Below are 18,041 nucleotides of genomic sequence, written 5' to 3' on the forward strand. Positions count from 1 at the left end.
TGAATCACCGCAGTTTACGCGACCCTTCATTTATCCTTGTTATAATTTCATGTAATTACAAAGGCTAATGTTAGAGAGTCCTATGATCGCCAGTTTATTATTGTTAAGTGCCACCGTTACCTTGGATAGTCACTTGCCACCACTTTTACCTTGGCAAGGCCAAAGTTTAGAGTTAATGCAAGATAAAGGTCCTTTAACAACCGACTTCGAACTGAGTAACGGGTTGAACTCTCCAGATTATAACCAAACAATGGCCTTTGTTGAGCGATTAGTTGCGGCTAACCCAACTCAATTTCAAGTTCAGACTATTGCCACAAGTAATGCAGGGCGTGCAATTAAAATGCTCATTGCCAGCGAAGACGGTGATTTTTCAGCGAGCCAAATAAGTCATAGTGCAAAGCCGACTATTTTTATTCAAGCAGGTATTCATGCTGGAGAAATCGACGGAAAAGACGCAACTTTCATGCTACTTAGAGATATCGCAACGGGAAAACGCCGTGATATTCTAAGTAAAGTTAATATTTTATTTATTCCAATTTTAAATGTTGATGGCCATGAACGACGTAGCCAATACAACCGCATAAACCAGCGTGGTCCGGTTGAAATGGGGTTTAGAACAAACGCCAATAACTTAAATTTAAATCGTGATTATACTAAATTAGACACCCCAGGTGTTCGCGGTGTAATGAAGGTAATAAATCAATATAAGCCAGATTTATATATTGATGTTCATGTTACTGATGGTGCAGATTATCAATATGACGTGACATATGGCTATAACCCAGTGTTTGCAAGTGAATCACCGAGTGTTTCGCAAGCACTTGATCAGTACTTTAAACCAGTGATTGATGCTAAGTTAGAACAACAAGGGCATATTCCAGGGCCTTTAGTGTTTGTAATGGATAAACGTGAATTTAAAAAAGGTCTTGCTGGCTGGGTTGCAACGCCACGTTATTCAAATGGTTGGGGGGACTTGCGTTCATTACCGAGTATCCTAGTAGAGAATCACTCACTTAAACCATACAAACAGCGGGTTTTAGGAACTTATGTATTTTTAGATGGTGCAATTACGGCATTATCAGAGCATCATCAACACCTTGCTGAAGCCGTCACTAAAGAGCATGCTTTTTTACCTAGCCAACTAATAGTAAAGCGTGGTTATGCCAAAGAAGCTAACACCCTTACGTTTAAAGGCATAAAATATAGCCGTAGTGAGAGTGCTTTAAGTGGTCAAATGGAGGTGAAATATTTAGGGGAAAAGCAGGAGTATTCGGCTTTACCTATTTATTGGCAAAAGATGTACAGCAAACAGTAACTGTTCCAAAAGCATTTTACATTCCACCCGCTTATCCTGAAATAGTTAAAAAGCTTAAGCTTCACGGTATTGAAGTACAGCAGGTTACTGAAACAGCGGCAATATCTAGTTTGAAAGTGGCTGCAGTGACTAAGCATAAATTTGATAAAACTCCATTTGAAGGTCGTTTTAGAGTAACGGCTGAATTTGACTACCAATCAGTTAATGAAAAAGTAGTCACCGGTTGGTATAAAGTAGTAACAGCGCAACCTCTTGGTGAATTAGCAACTCATTTATTACACCCAGAAGCCCCTGATTCGTTTTTTGCTTGGGGTGAGTTCAATACTATTTTTCAACGCACTGAATACATGGAAAATTACGCATTAGCACCTTATGCCAGACAGATGCTAAAAGATAAGCCAGCATTAGCACTAGAGTTTGATAAAAAAATTCGTGAAGACGCCAAATTTGCAAAAGATGCGCAAGCGCGTTTAAATTGGCTATATAAACGAACGCCATTTTATGACCAAGCTTATTTGAAGTATCCAATATTGATGGCATTTGAAACCAACTCGGATGAACAAAATTAACATGGACATTATTACACTTGCGGTAACACCTTTCTCGCAAAATTGCCGTATTGTCATTTGTAAACGAACTCGTCAAGCGGTGGTTGTTGATCCTGGAGGTGATGCAGACAAAATTATTGCCGAGCTTGCAAAACATACTGTTGAACTTAAAAGTATTCTGTTAACTCATGGGCACCTTGATCATGTTGGTGCGGCAAAACAGTTAGCTGAACACTTTGACATTAAAATAATCGGCCCTCAAAAAGATGAGTTATTCTGGTTTGATGCTCTGCCGATGCAAGCACAGATGTTTGGATTTAAAACAATAGACACTTTTTATCCTGATGTTTGGTTAGAAGCAGGTGATACTTATACAATTGGCGATTTAAGTTTTATAGTGCGACATTGCCCAGGTCATACCCCTGGGCACATTGTTTTTTACGAAGCTACCCATCAAGTTGTGTTGGTTGGCGATGTAATATTTAAAGGTTCAGTAGGGCGTACAGATTTTCCAAAAGGCGATGCCGCGCAATTGTTGAACTCTATCAAAGAGCAAGTGTTAACACTTCCTGATGATACTCGAATTTTATCAGGGCATGGACCTGATACGAAAGTTGCCGTTGAACGCATATCGAATCCATTTATAAGTGGTAAGTTTGGCTAGTTACGCATAAAAAATGCATAAAAACACAAGACGTAGCCGATAAAGCGATGTATAATTTAATCAATTTAGTAAAATAATAAAGAAATAAAATGTCTCTAAATCAAGTTGACCGCCAAATATTGGCACTGTTACAGCAAGATGCAAGCCTTTCAACCGCTGACATTGCTGATAAAGTAGGATTGTCTCAGTCACCCTGTTGGCGTCGAATTGCCAAGCTAGAACAAGATGGCTATATCAAAGGCAAAGTTGCTTTACTCGATGAGAAAAAGCTTGGCTTTGATATGTTAGTTTATGCCCATGTGCGTTTATCTAACCATGGCCGTACTAATTTGGCTGAATTTGAACGCCTTATTTTGAGTTACGACGAAGTCACTGAGTGTTATAGCATGGCAGGTACTATGGACTTTATGTTACGAATTATCTCTAAGGGCATAGAAGGATATGAGCAATTTGTACGTGATAACTTATTAAATCTTGAGTTTGTGCAAGAAGTTCATTCAAACGTGACCATGACGTGTGTAAAGCGTAGCACTTCACTTCCTCTATAAAATTATTGACTATTGATTTAATCAAATAGTAAAAATCATTCCAGTTCAAATGCACTATACTCAATAGTGCATTTACAATAACCAATTGTTAACTTTTGCTTAATTTGATAGAATTCAGCGCTTTTTTTGATCCCTACATCCACGAGGAACTCAATGTTTAACTTACTCAGCAAAGCGCCAAGCTCTGCTAAAAATGATATTTTATCAGGTTTAACGGTGGCGCTTGCCCTCGTGCCTGAAGCTGTTGCTTTTGCATTTGTTGCAAACGTAGAACCATTGGTTGGTTTGTATGCTGCATTTATAGTTGGCTTAATTACAGCTATTTTTGGTGGTCGTCCTGGCATGATCTCTGGTGCTACAGGCGCACTCGCTGTAGTAATGGTAAGTTTAGTATTAGACCATGGAGTAGAATACCTATTTGCCACTGTGTTATTAATGGGGATACTGCAAATACTCGCCGGTATTTTCAAATTAGGTAAATTCATTCGAATGGTGCCGCACCCAGTTATGCTTGGCTTTGTGAATGGTCTAGCAATTGTGATATTTTTAGCTCAACTGGGTCAATTTAAGTCCCCAGCTGCCGATGGGACTATGCAATGGATGACAGGGGAGCCGATGATGATCATGCTGGGGCTTGTCGCACTCACTATGGCTATTATTCACTTTTTGCCCAAGTTGACTACAGCGGTACCATCAACCTTAGTCGCGATTGTAACTGTAACGCTTATTGTAATTGGTTTAGACCTTGAAGCGCGTACCGTGCTCGATTTCTTAAAAGATATGACAGGTGACAGCGCAGCAACCATTGCTGGTGGCTTACCTGAGTTTCACGTTCCTATGGTGCCTTTCACTTTTGAAACTTTTAAGATTATCTTCCCTTATGCGTTAATCTTAGCGGCAATAGGCTTGATTGAATCACTACTAACGTTAAGTTTAATTGATGAAATAACCGAGACTCGTGGTCAAAGTAATAAAGAATGTATTGGTCAAGGTGCTGCAAACGTAACCTGTGGTTTCTTCGGTGCAATGGGGGGTTGTGCCATGATTGGACAATCTATGATCAATATTAATTCAGGTGGCCGTTCTCGTCTATCCGGGATCACTGCTGCATTAATGTTACTGGGCTTTATCATTTTCGCCGCAGGCTTAATTGAAATGATCCCACTAGCAGCGCTTGTCGGTGTTATGTTTATGGTGGTACTTGGCACGTTTGAGTGGGCTAGCTTTAAAATGATGAAGCGCGTTCCTAAATCTGATGCCTTTGTTATTGTATTAGTATCAGGCGTAACCGTCGTGACTGACTTAGCAATTGCAGTATGTGTGGGTGTTATCGTATCTGCATTAGTCTTTGCATGGCAACATGCTAAACATATCTATACGACTAACTATATCGACCAAGACGGTGCTAAAGTATACGAATTACATGGCCCATTATTTTTTGGCTCAGTAAAAAGTTTTTCTGAATTATTTGATGTTAAAAACGACCCTAAAGATGTCATCATCGAATTTAAATACAGTCGTGTTGCTGATCACAGTGCGATAGAAGCAATTGATACTCTTGCTGATAAATACACCAAAGCCGGAAAACAACTTCATCTACGTCATTTAAGTCAAGACTGTACTAAGTTACTGCATAAAGCACGTGATCTGGTTGAAGTGAATGTTATTGAGGATCCTAAATATAAAGTAGCCTCTGATAAACTTGCTTAAACGGTCAGTTATTTAAAAAGCGAAGGCACTGCCTTCGCTTTTTTCGTTTTACGGTATAATAAATAAAAATAGTAAGGAGCATAAAAATGCAAAATTGGCTTGCATGGGCTAAGCAAATTCAAGCTATTAGCCAAACAGGGAAGGCGTATACTAAAGACGATTACGACATGGAGCGTTACGAGCAATTACAACAATTAAGCTATAAAATGATAGCCAGCCTTTCTGAGCAACCAGTTGAAAAAGTGGCTAATTTATTTATTGCTGAACAAGGCTACCCAACACCAAAAGTTGATTTACGTGCAGGCGTTATTAAAGATAATAAAATTTTATTGGTTAAAGAACGCACGGACGATCGTTGGTCTTTACCAGGTGGCTGGGCTGATGTCAATGAAGCACCTAGTGAAGGTGTTATACGCGAGGTACTCGAAGAATCTGGTTATCAGGTAAGGAGCCCGCGGTTGATTGCCTTAAAAGACCGTGCCTTACACCCTTATCAGCCTGTAACTGTACAGCATATTTATAAGCTATTCTTTTTATGTGATTTCATTGGTGGTGAGGCGAAAATAAATATTGAAATCTCTGACATAGGCTTTTTTGCTTTAGACAATTTACCTGAACTTTCAACAGGACGAGTGATAAAGGAAGATATCTGTATGCTGTTTGATTATTACCAAAACCCGACTAAACCTCAGTATATTGATTAAGCTTGTTCACAAAGCTCGACTGTATGGTGTGTGGGCTGTATAATTCGCGGCCTCTTTATATTGTGTTATTGCCTGTATTAACTCTTCATTGTTGGACGATGAGTTTACTTGCTCATTTTGCTTAGGAATTCATCTTGATCTCAACCGCTAATATCACCATGCAGTTTGGTGCCGAACCGTTATTTGAAAATATATCCGCTAAATTTGGTAACGGAAATCGTTATGGCCTAATAGGGGCTAACGGTTGCGGTAAATCAACATTTATGAAAATCCTAAGTGGCGCACTTACCCCGACTTCTGGAAATGTGTCAATTACACCGGGTTTGAAAGTAGGTAACTTAAGTCAAGATCAATTTGCTTTTGAGCAATACTCAGTGGTAGATACAGTGATCATGGGTGATGTTGAACTATGGAAAGTAAAGCAAGAGCGCGATCGTATTTATTCACTACCTGAAATGAGTGAAGAAGAAGGCATGAAAGTGGCCGAACTTGAAAGCATTTTTGCTGAAATGGATGGCTACAGTGCAGAAAGCCGTGCTGGCGATATTTTATTAAAAGCAGGTATCGAAGAAGAGTTTCATTTTGGCTTAATGTCACAAGTCGCTCCAGGTTGGAAATTACGTGTGTTACTTGCGCAAGCATTGTTTGCTAATCCAGACATTTTATTACTGGATGAGCCAACCAATAACTTGGACATACATACAATCAACTGGTTAGAGCATGAGCTTAATCAGCGTAAATGCACCATGATCATCATTTCTCATGACCGTTATTTCTTAAATGCTGTGTGTACCCACATGGCAGATATAGACTACGGTGAATTACGTATCTATCCAGGGAATTACGAAAAATACATTGAAGCATCAACGCTTATTCGTGAGCAGCTACTGGCAGGAAACGCCAAGAAACAATCTGAAATCGATGAACTACAAGATTTCGTAAATCGTTTTGGGGCAAATGCGTCAAAGGCAAAACAGGCAAGCTCTCGAGCTAAGAAAATGGATAAAATCAGCCTTGATGAAGTTAAGTCGTCAAGCCGAATGGCACCATCATTGTATTTTGATGAGGGCAAAAAAATGCATCGCCAAGCATTGATCCTGGAACAGTTTGGTCATGGTTTTGATGGCGAAGTATTGTTTGAAGGTGGCGAGCTTATTTTAGAAGCAGGCTCAAAATTAGCTATTATTGGTGAGAACGGTGTAGGTAAGTCAACTTTCATTCGCTGTTTAGTGAATGAACTTGAGCCAAACCACGGCGTTATTAAATGGTCAGAAAATGCATCTATTGGCTATTGCCCGCAAGATAGCAGTAAAGACTTTGACAACGACTTAACACTGTTTGATTGGATGTCTCAATGGCGTACAGCTAAACATAACGACTTAATGGTGCGTGGTATGTTGGGTCGTTTGTTATTCACAGCAGATGATGCCAATAAGAAAGCTAAAAACTGCTCAGGTGGTGAAAAAAACCGATTATTGTTTGGTAAACTGATGATGCAGGATGTCAACGTACTGGTGATGGACGAGCCAACTAACCACATGGATATGGAAGCCATTGAAGCACTTAATAATGCATTAAAAGATTTTGAAGGCACATTGATTTTCGTAAGTCATGACCGCGAATTTGTTTCATCATTGGCTACGCGCATTATTGATATCCGAGATAAAAAAGTGGTTAATTTCCACGGTACATTTAACGAGTTTATGGCCAGCCAAGCAGAGGCGGCGCAGTAATACATTATAAAACAAGAACGGCAGTTTAGCTGTTCTTGTTATTTTACTGATGGTTTAATTCGCTTCACATATCTAAGTGTCACAAAGTTAATAATAGCCATCAATAATGCAATTTCGTATCGGCTAAATGCGACTGCAATGCCAATTAAACCCATATTCCAGATACTTGCTGCAGTGGCCGTACCATAGGTCGAGTTTTTATTTTTTAAAATAGCGCCGCCACCAATAAAACCAATACCGGTAATTATACCCTCAAGTACCTTAGATTCAGCTTCTGATGATGTCAGTACCGACATGCCAACCAATGCATAGCCACAAGAAGCAACAGCAACTAAAGGGAAGGTGCGTAAACCAGCACCATGATTTGATCGCTCTCGGTCAAATGCCATAGGCAATGAAAGCAAGTAAGCAATACCTAATTGCACTAAATTCTTAACAATTTCGTTCCACTGTAAGTCTAATTCCATTTTTGCTAGTTCCAAAAATTAACCATTAGACTTATTAAGCAAATAGCAATCCAATTATAAATATTTATAAAACAATTGCTTAGTTTAGGTTGACGAGTTTAATGGGAAAATTTTACAGACCCAACGTAGTTTTCATACAGTTAATTACAAACTTTAACTAATACTTTATTAATGTCTACGCCTATAATTCATAGCTACTAACGAAGTACTTATTCAGGTTAACTTGGCTTTGATCACAGGGAATATAAAATGCTCAAACTCATTATTTGCAAAGTATGCCTTATTTTAACCTTGAGTGGTTGTACGGTAGCGGGCTTTGTTGTTGATAGTACAGTTTATACCAAAGCTGATGAAAACTATGAGGCAGACTTAGCTCTGTCACATCCAAGTGAAACAGTCAAAAGTAAACACTTAGCATCTGATGTTGCTACTTTATCGTTTACTGATTTAGGTTTAGCCGTAGACCGCTATTTAGTGGAGTTGGTACAGCAAGGTGTTGAACCTGACGTTGTCTGTACAAGAGTATCAAAATCAGTGAAAATCTGTGAGGAAGTGAATACACACAACCTCACAGGTACAGAATCTAATCAAGCAGATACTGTTGATGAAATAATAGGTGTTCGTCTATAAAGCTACTGATGAAAAAATAACTGTGGTCATAACCTGCATGCATATTAATTTGTGCAGGGTAGTCTTTTTCATTTACTTGTTGAAATAAGTTTTCGGTTTTAAGCTGTTCAACCAAAAAGTTATCCGCTTCACCTTGATCAACACGCATTGGTACAAAATCACTTGCTTGCGCTTGTTGCATAAGCTCGCATGTATCATATTGCGCCCACGTTGCTTTATCATTACCCAAATAATGACTAAACGCTTTTTCGCCCCATGGACAGGCCATCGGGTTAGTAATAGGGCTAAATGCCGATGCACTGGTGTAACTTTTAGGATTACGCAGTGCTATCATCAGCGCGCCATGTCCACCCATTGAATGACCACTAATCGCTTTTTTATCAGACACAGGAAAATGTTGTTCAATTAAAGCCGGTAGTTCGTTAACAACATAATCGTACATATTGTAATGAGTGTTGTAAGGGGCTTGGGTTGCATTAACGTAAAAGCCAGCACCTTGGCCAAAGTCATAGCTGTCTTCGTCAGGTACATTTTCACCACGAGGGCTGGTATCTGGGGCTACAATAGCAATACCAAGCTCTGCTGCTTTTTTAAATGCACCTGCTTTTTGCATGAAGTTTTCATCAGTACAGGTTAAACCTGATAACCAATAAAGCACCGGAACCTTATTTGTTTGGCTTGCACCGGGTGGTAAAAATACGGCAAAGCGCATTTTACAGTGGGTGCTACTGGCACTATGGCTGTATTGTTTATGCCAGCCACCGCTTACTTTCACTGAGGTTAAATTATCTAGCATGTTGTCCTCGCTAAAAAGCCATGAAACAGATTCATGGCTTGCATCATTAAGAGATATTAGTAATGAATGACAGTTCGAATACTTTTACCTTCGTGCATTAAGTCGAATGCTTCATTAATACCTTCAAGTTCCATGGTATGAGTGATGAAGTCATTTAAAGCAAACTCACCAGCCATATAACGTTCTACAATTTCTGGTAACTCAGAACGGCCTTTAACACCACCAAATGCACTTCCACGCCATACACGGCCGGTTACTAATTGGAATGGCCGAGTCGAAATCTCTTGGCCTGCGCCAGCAACACCAATGATCACAGATTCTCCCCAACCTTTATGGCAACACTCAAGAGCAGAGCGCATTACGTCAACGTTACCGATACATTCAAATGAGAAATCAACACCGCCGTCAGTCATCTCAACGATGACTTCTTGAATCGGCTTATCGAAATCTTTTGGGTTAATTAAATCAGTCGCGCCAAGTTTAGTCGCTAAATCAAATTTAGATGTATTAATGTCAACACCAATAATACGACCAGCACCGGCCATTTTTGCGCCGATGATGGCAGACAAACCAATACCACCTAAACCAAAAATAGCCACAGTATCGCCAGCTTGAACTTTAGCTGTTTTAGTTACGGCGCCCATGCCTGTAGTAACACCACAGCCTAATAAGCATACTTCTTCAAGTGGCGCTTCTTTGTTTACTTTAGCGAGTGAGATCTCAGGCAATACGGTGTATTCAGAGAATGTAGATGTGCCCATATAATGATAAATTGGTTGGCCATCTTTATAAAAACGTGTTGTACCATCAGGCATTAAACCTTTGCCTTGTGTTTCACGTACCGCTGAGCACAGGTTTGTTTTACCAGAAGTACACATTTTACAAACACCACATTCAGCGGTGTAAAGTGGAATTACATGATCGCCCACTGCAACACTTGTTACGCCTTCACCTACGGCATACACAACACCAGCACCTTCATGACCTAAAATTGCAGGAAAGATCCCTTCAGGATCCTCACCTGAAAGCGTAAAAGCATCGGTATGACATACACCAGTAGCTGTGATTTTAACCATGACTTCGCCTTTTTTAGGCATCATTACATCCACTTCTTCAATAGACAGTGGTTGTTTTGGACCCCAGGCAATAGCGGCTTTTGATTTAATAAATTCTGACATAATGACTCGCTTATTTGGTTAGTGACGTTATAAACATAAAAACAATAGCGTTATTTTATTTGTTTCTCAAACAATGTTAATCTTCATTTTAATAAAACACTTTTACAGTATGGTAATAATGAGCCGTTGGTTAGGAATTGATGAGTTTATTGCAGTGGGTGAAGAGGGCAGCTTTACTCACGCAGCTGCGAGTTTAAATGTATCGGTTGCCCATATAAGCCGCCAAGTAACTGCACTTGAGCAAAGATTAAACACGCAGTTATTAACACGCACAACCCGTAAAGTTGTACTGACAAAAGAAGGTGAAACCTTTTTACACCAAATAAAGCACTTACAACATGCGATGGACGATGCAACGGCGTTACTTGCACAACAGCAAAATACCCCAAAAGGTAAAATTAAACTCACTGCCCCTGTAATGTACGGTGAAACATTTGTTATGCCTGCAGTGCATAGCTTTATGCAACAACACCCCGATGTAGAAGTGGTAATGGCGCTGAGTAATCAGCAAGAAAATTTGTTAGAAGGTGGCTTTGATTTAGCCATACGATTAGGGCATTTAAAAGACTCAAGCCTGAAAGCGCGACGCTTAAGTGCACGGCATTTTGTGATTTGCTGTTCACCCGATTATTTAACGCGGTTTGGTGAGCCTCACACGCTGGCTGAATTGCACCAACATCAATGTTTAATTGGTAACAGTAGTTATTGGCGGGTGTGCGAGCAAGGGCGAGATAAACATATTAAAATAGCAGGTCGCTTACAGTGCAATAGTGGTTGGGCGTTAGCCGATGCCGCTAAAAAGGGATTGGGGATTGTTCAGTTACCCAATTACTATATTGAAGATGATTTAACCGCGGGTAATCTAGTGCCAATTTTAACCAATAATCAACCCAAGCCGGAGGGGGTTTGGGGGGTGTATCCACCTCGTCAGTTTGTTGCCACCAATGTAAAAGCCTTGTTGGATCATTTAGTTGCAACTCTAAATTAGCCTATATTGCGATGTCAGTATTAATGAAAGGTTCAAGTATCAGATTTATAATTATTTTTTACAGTTAGCCTAATACCAATTTAATACAAAACCATGCTAGTATTGCAGTTTATTTGGCCTCAAATGTGACCATAATTAATTATGTTTCAACCAGTTAGTCTTTTCATTGGACTCAGATATAGTCGCTCCTCGAAAGGGAATGCGTTTATTTCGTTTATCTCTTTTTTTTCCATCGCAGGAATTGCCATTGGCTTGATGGCGCTTTATACCGTCAGCTCAGTAATGAATGGGTTTGAGGATAATTTAAAATCGAATATGCTCGGTTTGATCCCCCATGTTGAAATTGCATCAACGAATAAAACTCAACAACAAATGCAAACGTTACAACATAATGTTGTTTCGTCAGCTTATGTAAAACACGCCAGCCTTTACCGCCATGGTGAGGCAATATTGCAAACAAACAAAGATTTACATGGGGTGTTATTACAAGGTCTATATGATGATAACGCCTCACTTTATAAAATTAGCGATAAAATAGTACAAGGTGATTGGAGCAAAGTACTTGCCTCACGCTATAACATTGCTGTCAGCCGTTATTTAACTCGCAAACTAGGGATTGGTTTAGGCGATAAAGTACGTGTGATTATGCCTGGAGCGTCAACCTATACGCCCCTAGGTCGCGTGCCTAGTCAGCGGTTATTTACCATTGCCGCAATCTACGAAACGGGCTCAGAAATTGATATGAGCTTGGCTTTCACCAGTGGCGAGTCATTACAACGAGTACTAAAGCAATCAAGTAGCGTTGCACCTAATTTAAGTATTTCATTACACGACCCCTTTTTAGTGGACGATTTTTCAGCAAGTACAAACTTATTTACTGATTTTGATGTGACGGATTGGCGCCAATCACAAGGAACATTATTTGCAGCTGTTGCTATGGAAAAACGAATTATGTCGATTTTACTCGCTTTAATTGTATTAGTTGCGGTGTTCAATATCGTCTCAGCTTTGACCATGATGGTCAGCGAAAAACAAAGCGAAGTGGCTATTTTACAAACACTCGGCTTGACTCCTAACCAAGTACAACATGTATTTATGATTCAAGGTTTATATAACGGTGTGATAGGCACCAGTATTGGTGCAGCATTGGGGTTACTACTCAGTGCTAATATTAATGAAGTTTTATCAGCCGTTGGTTTGAATGTATTAACGGGTATTCGCTTACCGGTCAAGTTTGATGTGACAAGTTTAGTTTTGATTGCGCTGGGAAGCATCGCAATGAGTTTTTTAGCGACCTTATATCCGGCCAAAAAGGCCGCTAAAGTTAGCCCCGCAGAGGTATTGCGTTATGAATGATTTGGTTATTCAATGTGAAAAATTAAGTAAATCCTATCAAGATGGTGAGAACCAAGTTGATGTTTTAAAAGGGGTTGACCTAACACTGCAACAAGGTGAAATGCTCGCTATTGTTGGTAGTTCAGGCTCGGGTAAAAGCACATTACTGCATATTTTAGGTACACTTGATAGTCAAAGTGATGGGGTTGCTAAAATAAAAGGACAACGTGTTGCTGATTTGTCTCGAACAGAGCAAGCCAAATTTAGAAATGAAAATTTGGGTTTTATTTATCAGTTTCACCATCTATTAATGGAATTTAATGCCGTTGAAAATGTCGCGATGCCGCTGCTTATCAAAGGGTTGAATGCCAAAGAAGCAAACACTCAGGCCTTAGCAATGCTCGACAAAGTCGGACTCTCTCACCGTAGTTTACATAAACCGTCTGCCTTATCCGGCGGTGAAAGACAACGGGTTGCTATTGCACGAGCGTTGGTCACACAACCTGCTTTAGTACTTGCCGATGAACCCACAGGTAATCTTGATAAACAAAATGCAGTAAAGATATACGACTTAATTAAAGAGCTTAATGTCAGTTTAAATACCAGTTTTGTGGTGGTTACCCATGACTTAGAGTTAGCTGATAAGCTTGGTAAAATAGCCTATTTAGACGAAGGAAAAATTGCTATTAAAGAGAGTGGCTATGTTGCTTAGTGCGTTTTTAAGTAAGCGGTTTAGAGCACACTCTGGCTCAAACGCAAGCCAAAATGGTTTTGTAAGCTTTATAGCAAAAGCATCGACCATAGGTATTTTGCTTGGCGTTGCTGTGCTAATTGTTGCTTTGTCGGTGATCAATGGATTTGAGCAGCAGCTCGTCCACCGTTTGTTAAGTGTGGTACCGCAAGTAGAATATGTTGCGCCAAACAGGCCGATTGAGCAATGGCCAAGTAAGGTTGAAAACTTAGCCAAACAACCGGGTGTAACAGGTGCAGCCCCTTTTATTAGTGTAAATGGCATGGCGCAATATAAAAGTGATTTAAAAGCGGTTGAAGTACGTGGCGTTAGCCCTGAACTTGAAAAGAATGTTTCATCAATTAATCAATATACTCAAGGTAAACTGATCAGCCAATTAGATCTTGATGACGTTATTTTAGGGGCGCAAATTGTTAAGCAATTGCAGTTACAGCAAGGCGATTTAGTTACCTTATTAATTCCTCAAGTGAACCAAACCGGCAGCGATATTTTAGCACCCAAACGGGTCACCTTGACCCTAGCTGGTATTGTAAAAATGGGGGGCCAATAGACAGCACAGCAGCGTTTATTCATTTGGCTAAAGCGCAATCGCTACTTGGCTATAGCCAGCAGCAAGTAACTGGATTACGCTTGCAGGTTAATGATGTTTTTTATGCTCATCAAATAGCACTAAGAGTAGGGCAAACCATTCCTGATTATGTTTATATCTCCAGCTGGTTTAGAACCCAAGGCAGTTTATATCAAGACATCCAGATGGTGCGTACCATTGTGTATATTGTGGTGTTTTTAATTATTGCCGTTGCGAGCTTTAATATTGTCTCCTCGTTAGTGATGGAGGTTCGTGAAAAACAAGCAAACATCGCAATTTTAAAAACCATGGGTGCAAAAGACAGCACTATATTAGCAACCTTTGTTATGCAAGGGCTAACTCAAGCCTTTGTTGGTGTGGTTTTAGGATGTTTTGTTGGTGTGTTTTTAGCGTTAAATATTAGTAGTTTATTTACCTGGTTGAGCCAATTGGCAGGTGCTAACCCGCTAGAAGGCGTCTATTTTATTGAGTTTTTACCCAGTAAATTGCTCTGGCAAGATATAGTTATCACCGTTATTGTGACCTTTATATTAGCAGTGCTGGCCACTATATACCCCGCATGGCAAGCAACACGTGTTGATCCCGCCAAAGTACTCGGTAACTAACTTTTTAATTTATTAAAAGGATTCTGCATTGTTGGCGTTGTTATCTATATTCTTTTAGCTATAAACGGTGATCATTAACAATATTGACTTCGTTAAATATGTAAAAATACTAACTACTTATTCAAAAGAAATAATCATTGGTTAGTGTGTAAGTTCAAAAAAATTCACGTTGGTTATGACTTGGCTTTTTAAAAATCATGGTATGGTTATGAAAGAAAACCATTTATAGGGGCGACCTAACTATGATCTTTAAACTTGACTACGTCTATTTTAATATTTGAAAAATCACCACGGAAGAATAAATATGAATTATATCCATAGTACAATTGCACAACTAAAAAAAACCAGTCCAGCGCAATGCGAATTTTATCAAGCAGTTGAAGAAGTGCTAGAATCACTTGAGCCAATTCTTGAGAACATACCACACTATCAAATCAATGCCATAATTGAACGCTTAGTCGAGCCTGAACGTCAGATCATGTTTAGAGTTCCGTGGGTTGATGATAAAGGTAAGATACACGTCAATAAAGGGTATCGAATAGAGTTTAACTCAGCGTTAGGCCCTTATAAAGGTGGCCTACGCTTTCATCCGAGTGTTAATGCCAGCATTATTAAATTTTTAGGCTTTGAGCAAATATTTAAAAATGCATTAACCGGTTTACCAATTGGTGGCGGAAAAGGTGGCTCTAATTTTGATCCTAAAGGTCGTTCTGACGGTGAAATTATGCGTTTCTGCCAATCATTTATGAACGAATTATATCGCCATATTGGCCCAACTACCGATGTGCCCGCAGGTGACATTGGTGTCGGTGCGCGCGAAATTGGTTATATGTTTGGCCAATATAAACGATTAACAGGTCGTTATGAGGGCGCGTTTACCGGTAAAAGCTTATTGTGGGGCGGCTCACTCGCCCGTAAAGAAGCAACAGGCTACGGCGCAGTGTATTTTGCCAACTACATGCTACAAGAAGCTAACGACACACTCGAAGGTAAACGTTGTTTGGTGTCGGGCGCGGGCAATGTTGCTATATATGCCATAGAAAAGCTATATCAGCTTGGTGCAACGCCAATTAGTTGTAGTGATTCAGGTGGTACTTTATATCACGAGTCAGGTATAGATTTAGCGCTGATCAAACAAATTAAAGAAGGTGATAGAGCCAGTTTAGCTATTTATATTGACTCTCACCCTGATGCACGTTTTATTCCACGAGCTGACTACCCTGAAGATGGTCACGCTGTGTGGCGTTTTAATGCAGATGCGGCTTTCCCTTGTGCGACGCAAAATGAACTGACTCAAGCCGATGCCAATGCACTGATTGAAAATGGTTGTATTTTAGTCAGTGAAGGCGCAAACATGCCCGCTACCCAAGAAGCAATTAATGTATTCTTAGCTGCAAAAATAGCTTATGGCCCCGGCAAAGCCGCTAATGCCGGTGGGGTTGCAACAAGCCAGTTAGAAATGGCTCAAAATGCAAGTATGCAAACATGGACGTTTGAAGAGGTGGATACAAAGCTTCAGCAAATAATGAAAAATATTTTCGATACTGCCAGCAGCACCGCAAAAGAGTTTGGCCAACCAAACAACTTAGTGTTAGGCGCTAATATTGCCGCATTTAGGCGTGTTGCCGATGCCATGATTGAACAAGGCGTTGTTTAGTTATTAAGTGCTCCCCAGTTGAGTGCCCAATTGGTTGTAGTTGGGTACTCATTTATGTTGCCATTACAGTATTGTTATTTATCGGATAATTTCGATATTTATCTCAAACTACTTTGTTATCAGTTTAAGCTCACGTACTGTGAGTATAACTAATAGCAAAGAGTTTCAACTATGTCTGACCGAATTAAAACTAAAATGACAGTAATCAATACCACGCTTTTATTAAGCAGTTTATTTGTATCTCATGCCGCATTGGCTGAGCCACTTGATTATCAAGATCAACAAAAGCTACATAATATTGCCAGTGCTGTTTCAGCAGAGCGCCTTGAGAGCGATGTGCAAACCTTGGTTGATTTTGGCACTCGTCATACCTTGTCTGATACGAAATCGAATACCCGCGGTATTGGCGCAGCCAGACGCTGGATAAAAGCTGAGTTTGAGGCGATATCTAAACAATGTGGTGGCTGCTTAGAAGTGATTGAAGTGAAAGATACAATCTCTGGTGAAAAACGTATACCACACCCTGTTGAAGTGGTTAACATTATTGCTATTCAGCGCGGAATGGATGAGCCAAATCGCATGGTGATGATGTCGGGGGATATAGACTCACGGGTCAGTGACGTAATGGACTTTACCAGTGACTCTCCCGGTGCAAACGATAATGCAACTGGGGTTGCAGGTGTTATTGAAGCCGCACGTGTTTTATCAAACTATAAATTTAATGGTTCCATTGTTTACGCTGCGCTTTCAGGTGAAGAGCAAGGACTTTTTGGTGGTAAAATCCTCGCTAAACATGCACAGCAACAAGGTTGGCAAGTTCATGGCGTATTGAATAACGACATGATTGGCAATATCACTGGCATTAATGGTGTAACCGATAACACAACAGCCCGTATTTTCTCTGAAGGCACACGGGTCATAGAAACCAAGGAGCAAGCTCATAAACGCCGCTTTACCGGTGGTGAAGTAGACTCAGCAAGCCGCAACTTAGCGCGTTATATTGATACCATCGCCGACAGGTACATCCCAAATTTAGATACCATGTTGGTGTACAGACTCGACCGTTTTGCCCGTGGTGGTCACCATAGACCCTTCAACGATATGGGGTATGCTGCCGTCAGGGTGATGGAAACTAACGAAAACTATAACCATCAACATCAAGACCTACGTACAGAAAACGGCATTGTTTATGGCGATACCATCGACGGCGTAGATTTTGACTACACCGCAAAACTCACTTCACTTAATGCAGTGAGTTTAGCCGCCATGGCCTGGGCACCCGCACCACCTAAAGGCGTTGAAATATCTGGTGCGGTAAAACCAAGTACAACATTAAAATGGCAAAAAAACACTGATAAAACCACCGTTGGCTACAGAATTTACTGGCGTTATACCAGCGAGCCACAATGGCAGTTTAGCCGCTATGTTGGTGATGTAAGCGAAGCAACGCTTAAAAATGTAGTTATCGATAATTATTACTTTGGTGTCGCCGCAGTGAATAAAGACGGGATAGAATCACCTGTGGTTTTCCCAGGTGATGTGGGCGCATTTGAGCATGTTATAAAGTAATTAGTTATGCGTAGCGCAGCCTCTCTTGCGCTACCGCTATATTGTTTTAGCCATAATAGCAGTAGGGCGGTGATAATAAATTAACTTATTGACTTTAAACGTGTTTACTACGCTTGTTCTCGTATAAAAAATGTTGATTCTCGATTAAGTAAATTCTCGCTGTGGGAGTGGCGAATTTTTGTTGCGATCTTTCTTATAAGTTAGTAAGTTAATAATATTATTATAAATTTTAATGCGTGTAGACATGAATACGA

Annotated in this window: 14 protein-coding genes and 2 pseudogenes; 13 read left to right on the forward strand and 3 right to left on the reverse strand. The window is 40.1% G+C overall.

What is annotated here, in order from left to right; all coding sequences use genetic code 11:
• The first annotated feature begins 82 nt into the window (after positions 1-82).
• The 6 genes and pseudogenes from ACU8V8_RS07890 to ACU8V8_RS07915 all read left to right on the forward strand — a co-directional run bounded on the left by ACU8V8_RS07890 (position 83) and on the right by ACU8V8_RS07915 (position 7,222).
• Positions 83-1,884, forward strand: a pseudogene (locus tag ACU8V8_RS07890) (M14 family metallopeptidase).
• 1 nt (position 1,885) lies between these two features.
• Positions 1,886-2,527, forward strand: a complete 642-nt coding sequence (locus tag ACU8V8_RS07895; RefSeq protein WP_446889608.1) for an MBL fold metallo-hydrolase — start codon at positions 1,886-1,888, stop codon at positions 2,525-2,527.
• 89 nt (positions 2,528-2,616) lie between these two features.
• Positions 2,617-3,075: an Lrp/AsnC family transcriptional regulator gene (locus ACU8V8_RS07900; protein ID WP_058558840.1), complete on the forward strand. Its 459-nt coding sequence runs from the start codon at positions 2,617-2,619 to the stop codon at positions 3,073-3,075.
• 153 nt (positions 3,076-3,228) lie between these two features.
• Entirely contained in the window at positions 3,229-4,785 is a 1,557-nt protein-coding gene (locus ACU8V8_RS07905; RefSeq protein WP_446889386.1) for a SulP family inorganic anion transporter, read from the forward strand.
• A gap of 86 nt (positions 4,786-4,871) precedes the next feature.
• Complete coding sequence (locus tag ACU8V8_RS07910; RefSeq protein WP_446889387.1) at positions 4,872-5,489, forward strand: NUDIX hydrolase; 618 nt, start codon at positions 4,872-4,874, stop codon at positions 5,487-5,489.
• Between the two features lie 134 nt (positions 5,490-5,623).
• Entirely contained in the window at positions 5,624-7,222 is a 1,599-nt protein-coding gene (locus ACU8V8_RS07915) for an ABC-F family ATPase (protein ID WP_290208402.1), read from the forward strand.
• Between the two features lie 38 nt (positions 7,223-7,260).
• Here ACU8V8_RS07915 and ACU8V8_RS07920 read toward each other — a convergent pair whose 3' ends face one another.
• A complete protein-coding gene (locus ACU8V8_RS07920) occupies positions 7,261-7,689 on the reverse strand; it encodes an MgtC/SapB family protein (protein WP_087533865.1) in 429 nt (142 codons plus the stop codon).
• Between the two features lie 249 nt (positions 7,690-7,938).
• On the opposite strand from ACU8V8_RS07920, the gene ACU8V8_RS07925 reads away from it, so the two are divergent.
• Entirely contained in the window at positions 7,939-8,319 is a 381-nt protein-coding gene (locus ACU8V8_RS07925; RefSeq protein ID WP_446889388.1) for a hypothetical protein, read from the forward strand.
• Here the strand turns inward: ACU8V8_RS07925 and fghA are convergent.
• Both fghA and ACU8V8_RS07935 read right to left on the reverse strand, forming a co-directional pair.
• The gene (gene fghA / locus ACU8V8_RS07930) at positions 8,273-9,115 is read right to left on the reverse strand and encodes an S-formylglutathione hydrolase (RefSeq protein ID WP_446889389.1); all 843 of its coding nucleotides are present in this window, start codon (positions 9,113-9,115) and stop codon (positions 8,273-8,275) included. The two genes, ACU8V8_RS07925 and fghA, sit on opposite strands and share 47 nt — an antisense overlap.
• A 56-nt stretch (positions 9,116-9,171) precedes the next feature.
• Positions 9,172-10,293 carry an S-(hydroxymethyl)glutathione dehydrogenase/class III alcohol dehydrogenase gene (locus ACU8V8_RS07935; protein WP_087533826.1) on the reverse strand — a complete coding sequence of 374 codons (1,122 nt, stop codon included), beginning with the start codon at positions 10,291-10,293 and terminating at the stop codon, positions 9,172-9,174.
• 118 nt (positions 10,294-10,411) lie between these two features.
• On the opposite strand from ACU8V8_RS07935, the gene ACU8V8_RS07940 reads away from it, so the two are divergent.
• From ACU8V8_RS07940 to ACU8V8_RS07965, 6 genes and pseudogenes are all read left to right on the forward strand, one after another.
• Positions 10,412-11,281 (forward strand): LysR family transcriptional regulator, encoded by an 870-nt coding sequence (locus ACU8V8_RS07940; protein WP_446889390.1) that lies wholly within the window; start codon positions 10,412-10,414, stop codon positions 11,279-11,281.
• Between the two features lie 141 nt (positions 11,282-11,422).
• Positions 11,423-12,637, forward strand: coding sequence for a lipoprotein-releasing ABC transporter permease subunit (locus tag ACU8V8_RS07945; RefSeq protein WP_446889391.1), 1,215 nt, complete (start codon positions 11,423-11,425; stop codon positions 12,635-12,637).
• A complete protein-coding gene (lolD, locus tag ACU8V8_RS07950; protein ID WP_446889392.1) occupies positions 12,630-13,328 on the forward strand; it encodes a lipoprotein-releasing ABC transporter ATP-binding protein LolD in 699 nt (232 codons plus the stop codon). Before ACU8V8_RS07945 ends, lolD begins: the two co-directional genes overlap by 8 nt.
• A pseudogene (locus ACU8V8_RS07955) lies at positions 13,318-14,561 on the forward strand (lipoprotein-releasing ABC transporter permease subunit). The gene lolD and the pseudogene ACU8V8_RS07955 overlap by 11 nt, the downstream one beginning before the upstream one ends.
• A 304-nt stretch (positions 14,562-14,865) precedes the next feature.
• Positions 14,866-16,218, forward strand: a complete 1,353-nt coding sequence (gene gdhA / locus ACU8V8_RS07960) for an NADP-specific glutamate dehydrogenase (RefSeq protein WP_446889393.1) — start codon at positions 14,866-14,868, stop codon at positions 16,216-16,218.
• A 171-nt stretch (positions 16,219-16,389) separates the two neighbouring features.
• Positions 16,390-17,787, forward strand: coding sequence for a M28 family peptidase (locus ACU8V8_RS07965; RefSeq protein WP_446889394.1), 1,398 nt, complete (start codon positions 16,390-16,392; stop codon positions 17,785-17,787).
• Positions 17,788-18,041 lie beyond the last annotated feature (254 nt).

It is taken from the genome of Pseudoalteromonas sp. SaAl2, assembly GCF_052947895.1.

Excerpts from the sequence above, each read along its gene's own strand:
- ACU8V8_RS07895 (WP_446889608.1), top strand. The coding sequence starts at position 1,886 with ATGGACATTATTACACTTGCGGTAACACCTTTCTCGCAAAATTGCCGT.
- ACU8V8_RS07900 (WP_058558840.1), top strand. The coding sequence starts at position 2,617 with ATGTCTCTAAATCAAGTTGACCGCCAAATATTGGCACTGTTACAGCAA.
- ACU8V8_RS07905 (WP_446889386.1), top strand. The coding sequence starts at position 3,229 with ATGTTTAACTTACTCAGCAAAGCGCCAAGCTCTGCTAAAAATGATATT.
- ACU8V8_RS07910 (WP_446889387.1), top strand. The coding sequence starts at position 4,872 with ATGCAAAATTGGCTTGCATGGGCTAAGCAAATTCAAGCTATTAGCCAA.
- ACU8V8_RS07920 (WP_087533865.1), bottom strand. The coding sequence starts at position 7,689 with ATGGAATTAGACTTACAGTGGAACGAAATTGTTAAGAATTTAGTGCAA.
- ACU8V8_RS07925 (WP_446889388.1), top strand. The coding sequence starts at position 7,939 with ATGCTCAAACTCATTATTTGCAAAGTATGCCTTATTTTAACCTTGAGT.
- fghA (WP_446889389.1), bottom strand. The coding sequence starts at position 9,115 with ATGCTAGATAATTTAACCTCAGTGAAAGTAAGCGGTGGCTGGCATAAA.
- ACU8V8_RS07935 (WP_087533826.1), bottom strand. The coding sequence starts at position 10,293 with ATGTCAGAATTTATTAAATCAAAAGCCGCTATTGCCTGGGGTCCAAAA.
- ACU8V8_RS07940 (WP_446889390.1), top strand. The coding sequence starts at position 10,412 with ATGAGCCGTTGGTTAGGAATTGATGAGTTTATTGCAGTGGGTGAAGAG.
- ACU8V8_RS07945 (WP_446889391.1), top strand. The coding sequence starts at position 11,423 with ATGTTTCAACCAGTTAGTCTTTTCATTGGACTCAGATATAGTCGCTCC.
- lolD (WP_446889392.1), top strand. The coding sequence starts at position 12,630 with ATGAATGATTTGGTTATTCAATGTGAAAAATTAAGTAAATCCTATCAA.
- gdhA (WP_446889393.1), top strand. The coding sequence starts at position 14,866 with ATGAATTATATCCATAGTACAATTGCACAACTAAAAAAAACCAGTCCA.
- ACU8V8_RS07965 (WP_446889394.1), top strand. The coding sequence starts at position 16,390 with ATGTCTGACCGAATTAAAACTAAAATGACAGTAATCAATACCACGCTT.